Here is a 6,236-nt window from a genome sequence, read left to right as displayed (position 1 = left end):
GGCATCGCGGACCGATCGACCGGCGTCGCGGACCGACCGGCGACGTCGGAATGATCGGCATCGCGAACCGACCGACCGGCGTCGCGGACCGACCGACATCGCGAACCGACCGACCGGCGTCGCGGACCGACCGACATCGCGAACCGCCGACCGGCGTCGCGGACCGACCGCGTAATCGAACCGGGTCGAACGAGCGCCGAACGTACGTCGACGTCGTCGTTGCGCTCAATCGCCGAACAGGCTGCTGTGAACCGGCGCGAGCTCCCGGCCGCCGGCGTCCCCGCCGGCGTCGGTCACGGCGCGCCCCTCCACGCCGTCGACGAGGAAGTCCGCGAGCGGCGGGTTGACCGTCTCCGGCTCCACGAGGAAGGCGTCGTGACCGTGGTCGGAGTCGACGACGTGGTGAGCGACCGGCGCGCCAGCCTCGCGGAACGCGTTCGCGACGGTCGCCGCCTGTTCGACGGTGAAGTGCCAGTCGGCGGTGAAGCTCATCACGAGCGCCTCGCCACCGAAGGCGGCGAGGGCGTCGGCGTCGGAGTCGTAGCCCGCCGAGAGGTCGTAGTCGTCCATCGCCCGCGTCAGGTAGAGGTAGCTGTTGGCGTCGAAGCGCTCGACGAATCGTCGAGCGTTGTAGTCGAGGTAGGACTCGACGTCGCGGTACGGAAAGAAGTCGGCCGCCGGGTCGGCGGGGAACGCCTCGCGGGTGGCCTCCCGGCCGGCCGAGCGGCGGCCGAACTTGCCGTCCATCGATTCCTTCGAGAGGTACATCACGTGGCCGAGCTGGCGGGCCAGCGCGAGGCCGTCGTCGGGGTCGGGGCGGTCCTCGCCGTAGTAGTCCCCGCCCGCCCAGTCCGGATCCGTGGTGATCGCCCGGCGCGCGACGGCGTCGAGCGCCAGGCACTGGGGATCGAGGCGGGCGGCCGCGGCGACCGGGACGACGCGGTCGACGTCGTCGGGGTAGCGCTTCGCCCAGTCGAGGGCGTTCATCCCGCCGACGGAGCCGCCGACGACGGCGTGCAGCCGGCCGATCCCGAGTTCGTCGAGCAGCCGGCGCTGCGCCCGCGTCCAGTCGCCGACCGTCACGGGCGGGAAGTCCGTGCCGTACGGCTCGCCGGTCGCCGGATTCGTGCTGGCGGGTCCCGTCGTCCCGTAACAGGAGCCGGGGACGTTCGCGCAAACGACGTAGTACTCGGTCGTGTCGATCGCCTTCCCCGGGCCGACGGTGTCCGCCCACCACGCGCGCGCTTGGCCGGCCGTCTCGTCGTCCTGGGCGGGTCGACGAGCGACGTGAGCGCTCCCGGTCAAGGCGTGACAGACCAGAACCGCGTTCTCGCCGGTGAACTCGCCGTAGGTCTCGTAGGCGACCTCCAGAGAGGGGATCGACTCGCCGCACTCGAAGGTGAACGCGTCGAGGTCGATCGTCCCCGCGCTCGCGGTGTGGCCGCCCGGCTCCCGCGTCACGCCGATCCCTCCGTCGCCCCGTCGATTCGGGTCACGCCGATCCCTCCGTCGCCCCGTCGATCGCTCGATCGAGATCCGCCAGGAGGTCGGCGGGCGCTTCCAGCCCGACAGAGAGCCGGATCAGGTCCTCCGTCACGCCCGCGTCGGCGCGCTCTTCGGGCGTGAGCTGGCCGTGGGTGGTGCTGGCGGGGTGGATGATTAGCGTCCGGGCATCGCCGACGTTCGCCAGGAACTGCGCAACCTCGACTTCCTCGCAGAGCCGGCGGCCCGCCTCGAATCCGCCCGCCAGGCCGAACGCGATCATCCCTCCGAAGTCCGCGAGGTATCTCGCGGCGTTCTCGTGGGTCGGGTGGGAATCTCGGCCGGGGTAGCCGACCCAGGCGACGTCGTCGCGGTCGGCGAGGAAGTCGGCGACGACGGCCGCGTTCTCGCAGTGGCGCTCCATCCGGAACGGGAGCGTCTCCAGTCCCTGAAGGGTCTGCCAGGCGTCGAACGGCGACTGCTGGTTGCCGAGGCTGCGGACCGAGCGAAAGCGGGCGGCCGCGGCGAACGGCGCGTCGGCGAAGTCCCGCGCGAAGTCCACGCCGTGGTAGGCGGGGTTCTCGCCGGCGAGCTCCGGGTAGTCCTCGGCGTGCTCGCTCCAGGGGAAGGTCCCGCCGTCGACGACGATCCCGCCGACGGTCGTCCCGGAGCCGTGGATCCACTTGGTCGTCGACTCCCAGACGACGTCGGCCCCGAGTTCGAGCGGATTGCAGAGGGCCGGCGTCGCGAACGTGTTGTCCACCACGAGCGGAACGCCGCTCTCGCCGGCGAGTTCGGCGAGTCGCTCGAAGTCGGGCGTCACCAGCGACGGGTTGCCGATCGTCTCGACGTGGACGAGGGCGGTGTCCTCGTCGATCGCGTCCTCGTACCGATCGTACTCGAGGGTCGGGACGAACCGGGGTTCGATCCCGCGACGGGGCGCCGTCTTCCCCAGGTAGGCCGTGGTCCCGCCGTAGGTGTCCGTCGAGCAGACGACGTTGTCGCCCGCCGACGCCAGCGGCGTGACGATCGAATCGAGCGCGGCCATGCCGCTCGCCGTCGCGACCGCGCCGGCGCCCCCCTCGAGCGAGGCGAGTCGCTCCTCGAGGACCGCGACGGTCGGGTTGCTGATCCGCGAGTAGATGTGCTCGTCGCGTTCGAGCGCGTACCGGGCCGCCGCCTCCGCGGCGTCCGCGAAGGCGTAGGACGTCGTCTGATAGATCGGCGGCGCGGCCGCGCCGGACCCGGCTGCGGGTGCGTAGCCCTCGTGGAGGCCCCGCGTCGCGAACCCGCGGTCGCGGCCGGGATCGCGTGGATCGTCGCTCATGTTTACTACGCATACTCCCGAGTACGTTTATGATTGACAGTAACGGCAAAACCCGCGTTCGCGAGCGACGCCTTCCCACGCTACCGGGCGGCGCCGCCCACGCCTCCGGGACGACGGCTCGGCCACTCTCCGGCGAACGTCTTGCACGCCTCCGGGACGACGGCCCGGCCACTCTCCGGCGAACGTCTTGCACGCCTCCGGGACGACGGCTCGGCCACTATCTGCCGAACACCGTCCTCGCCTCCGAGACGACGGCTCGGCCACTTTCGGATGAAGGTCTTCTACGCCTCCGGGAGCGGCCGGGAACCCGTTCGGCAGCCGCTGCGAGGCGGATTGCGGGGCCGGCCCCGATCGATCCGGGCGGATGGACGATTTGATAGGCGAGTGGCGCCAAGCGCCGGACAGTGACTTCCGCCCGCCGCGCTCGGATCGTGCTCGCGGCCGTCGTCTTCGCCGTCCTCTTCTCGCAGGTGCTGCTCTACCCCGGGATCCCCGCCCTCGTGGAGACGCTGGGGGCGGACGTCTCGCCGGACGCCGGCGGGCCGGGCGGCGACGGCGAGGTGTCGCCCTCCCTCGACGCCAGCATGTGGTTCCTCGTCGCCGAGTTCGCCGGCTACGTCGCCTTCGTCGGCGTCTGGGGCGTCGCGAGCGACGTCGTCGGCCGTCGGACGCCGTTCGTCGTCGCCGGCGCGCTCGCCGGCGCGGTCGGCTACGCGGCGCTCGCCGCGGTCCCGGCGCTCGGGACCGTACCATTCGAAGGCGTCCTCGCGCTCCGGGCGTTCCAGGGCGCGATGACGATCGGGGCCTTTTCGCTGACGATGACGATGCTCATGGACCTCCGGGGCGGCCACGGGAAGAACATGGGGGCGGCGGGGATCGCCATCGGTCTCGGAGCGGCGCTGGGCGCGCCCGTCGGCGGCCAGCTCACGGCGGTCAATCCCGTCGCGCCGTTGCTCGCCGCGGCGGGCCTGCTGGTCGTCGTCGGCGGCCTCGTCGCGACAGTTCCCGACCGGGCGCCGGGCGAGCGCCGGACCTGGCGGGCGGTACTCGACGGCGTTCGCGAGCGCCCGGCGCTGACCGTCCCGTACGCGTTCGGCTTCGTCGACCGGCTGACCGCCGGCTTCTTCGCGCTGGTGGGGACGCTCTACTTCCAGGACGTCTTCGGACTCGACGCCGCGGCGACGGGACTCATGCTGGCGTGTTTCTTCGCGCCCTTCGCCCTCCTCCAGTACCCGATGGGCGTCCTCTCGGACCGGATCGGACGGCGGGTCCCCATCGTCGCGGGCTCGATCTGCTACGGGGCCGGCATTCTGGCCGTCGGCGCCGCCCCGTCGGTCCCGCTCGCCGCGACGGCCATGGTCGCCGTCGGCGTCCTCGGCGCGCTCGTCGCCCCCGCCACGATGGCGCTCGTCACCGACCTCGCGGCCGAGAGCGAGCGCGGGGTCGCCATGGGCGGGTTCAACCTGGCCGGCAGCCTCGGGTTTCTCGGCGGCTTCCTGATCGGCGGGACGGTCACCGGGACCTGGGGATACGACGCCGCCTTCCTCGTCGTCGGCGGCCTCGAGGTGCTCATCGCGCTGGTGGCCGTACCGGTGTTCTTGCGGATGTCGGTGGAGCGATCGCGTCGGTTTGGGGGTCACGAGGACCGAGCGTAGCGAGGTCCTCGAAGAGGCGAGCGGTGATGGACGGGAACCGCGAGCCGCGAGGCGCGGGCGAAACGAGCGCCTCGGAGTAGCGAGCGGCGAACGTAGCGAGCCGCGAGCCGCGAGCCAAGCGAGCTCTTCGATGTGGCGAGTCTCCCCGTACACCGAAAGGAGAGCCGGGGATTGCCAACGAGGAGATCGGCCGAAGGCTCGCCGAATACCGGACCCCGGAAATGGCGGGCGCTTCGGTGGCCCCGATCACCTCTTCGAACGGGAACGTACTGGGGCGGAATCGACGGACGGCGCGTCGGACGGATCGCTGGGAACGCTCGGCTCGCGTTACTCGCGGCGGGACCTCTGTCCCGTGTTATCGACTGCCAATTCAGTCAGCGAACGGTTACCTTTTACCCGCGCGGTACCAATTTCGGCCCGATGACACGCAACAACCCCGTTTCGCGGCGTACGGCGCTCAAGCTCACCGGTGCCGCCGCTTCGGTCGCGGTGCTCGCCGGCTGTTCCGGCAACGGTGCAGATGCCGACGACACCAACGGCGACGGCGGAAACGGCGGCGGCGACGAGTTCGAAATCGCCGCCGGCGAGTCGATCCTCCTGGAGGGGATCACCGGCGGCTGGGAGGGCGCCGACGGCGACTACGAGGGCGTGCAGAATCCGACGTTCGTCCTCGAGGACGGCGAGGACTACGAGATCGGCTGGGTCCAGGGCGACGGCGGCTCGCACAACGTCGAGCTCTGGGACGAGAACGAGGAGATGGTCGACGGCTACGGGACGGACCTGACGGACGATCCCGGCGACGACGGCGACTTCCTCGAGTTCACCGCGACCGACGAGATCGCCTACTACCGGTGCAACCCGCACCCGGACATGCAGGGCGAAATCCGCGTCGAGTGACGTCGAACCGATCGAGGCGTTCGTCGTCCTCGGATCGCGATCTCTGAACGCGGTGCGGACACCGCTTTCCCGACGTTCGATTCCTCTCGTACGGATACGTCCGACGCTCGTCCCGGGGGAAGTTCCGCGGATGCGAGTGTTGTCGAGATACTGACTACCACGCGTCGTTCGTGAAGTGTTAAATGGTAACACTTGACCCCGAATATGGCCGTTTCGGGGCTCGAGGCGCGAAAATGGAAACATAGAAACCCCTCCGACCCATCGGAAGTGAAAATGACTGTACGTAAGGACGTCCTGCTCTTCGGCGCGTTGGCGCTGGTCTGGGGGACGTCGTTCGCGGCGATCGAGGTCGGCCTGGCGTCGCTGCCGCCGATCCTCTTCGCGGCGCTGCGATTCGACGTCGCGGCGGCGCTGTTCGCGGGCGGCGTGCTCGCCCTCGGCCTCGAGTGGCGACCGCGGACGACCGTCGACTGGACACTGATCGGCGTCGGCGCCGGACTCGTCGTCGGCGCGCACTTCGGACTGCTGTTTCTCGGCCAGTCGTACGTCTCGAGCGGCGTGGCCGCGATCGTGTTGAGTCTCACGCCGATCGTCACGCCGCCGCTGGCGATCGTGCTGTTGGGCGGCCAGCGGCTGCGCGCGCCGTCGGTCGTCGGGCTCGGCCTCGGGCTCGCGGGCGTCGTCGTGATCGCGCTCTCGGGTGGGGCGGTCGGGGGCCGGGCCCTCGGGGTCGGTCTGCTGTTCGGCTCGGCCGTCGCGTTCGCGCTCGGCTCCGTGCTGACCGAGCGCCTGGCCCCCCGGGGGACGCTGTCGCTCGTCTCGCTGCAGGCGTGGTCGATGGCCGGCGGCGCGCTCGTCCTCCACGCGATCAGCGC

Annotated in this window: 5 protein-coding genes; 3 read left to right on the top strand and 2 right to left on the bottom strand. The window is 70.9% G+C overall.

All coding sequences use genetic code 11. The annotated features are described in order from the left end of the window. Positions 1-225: 225 nt before the first annotated feature. Together metX and QZT59_RS00560 are read right to left on the bottom strand one after the other, a co-directional pair. Positions 226-1,461 carry a homoserine O-acetyltransferase gene (gene metX, locus QZT59_RS00565; RefSeq protein ID WP_394348627.1) on the bottom strand — a complete coding sequence of 412 codons (1,236 nt, stop codon included), beginning with the start codon at positions 1,459-1,461 and terminating at the stop codon, positions 226-228. A gap of 31 nt (positions 1,462-1,492) precedes the next feature. Further along, on the bottom strand, positions 1,493-2,809 hold the full coding sequence (locus tag QZT59_RS00560; protein WP_290809988.1) for an aminotransferase class I/II-fold pyridoxal phosphate-dependent enzyme: 1,317 nt from the start codon (positions 2,807-2,809) through the stop codon (positions 1,493-1,495). A 404-nt stretch (positions 2,810-3,213) separates the two neighbouring features. Between QZT59_RS00560 and QZT59_RS00555 the strand changes: the two genes are divergently transcribed. From QZT59_RS00555 to QZT59_RS00545, 3 genes are all read left to right on the top strand, one after another. After that, a complete protein-coding gene (locus tag QZT59_RS00555) occupies positions 3,214-4,464 on the top strand; it encodes an MFS transporter (protein ID WP_290809986.1) in 1,251 nt (416 codons plus the stop codon). 420 nt (positions 4,465-4,884) lie between these two features. Then, a complete protein-coding gene (locus tag QZT59_RS00550; RefSeq protein ID WP_290809984.1) occupies positions 4,885-5,361 on the top strand; it encodes a twin-arginine translocation signal domain-containing protein in 477 nt (158 codons plus the stop codon). 273 nt (positions 5,362-5,634) lie between these two features. Continuing rightward, a partial coding sequence (locus QZT59_RS00545) for an EamA family transporter (RefSeq protein WP_290809982.1) occupies positions 5,635-6,236 on the top strand: 602 nt, incomplete at its 3' end.

This window comes from Halovivax sp., assembly GCA_007119345.1.
In the GTDB taxonomy this organism is placed as follows: Archaea; Halobacteriota; Halobacteria; order Halobacteriales; family Natrialbaceae; genus Halovivax.
Note: the sequence above shows the minus strand (reverse complement) of the source record. Positions and strands in the feature narration are given on the sequence as shown.

Excerpts from the sequence above, each read along its gene's own strand:
- QZT59_RS00560 (WP_290809988.1), bottom strand. The coding sequence starts at position 2,809 with ATGAGCGACGATCCACGCGATCCCGGCCGCGACCGCGGGTTCGCGACG.
- QZT59_RS00550 (WP_290809984.1), top strand. The coding sequence starts at position 4,885 with ATGACACGCAACAACCCCGTTTCGCGGCGTACGGCGCTCAAGCTCACC.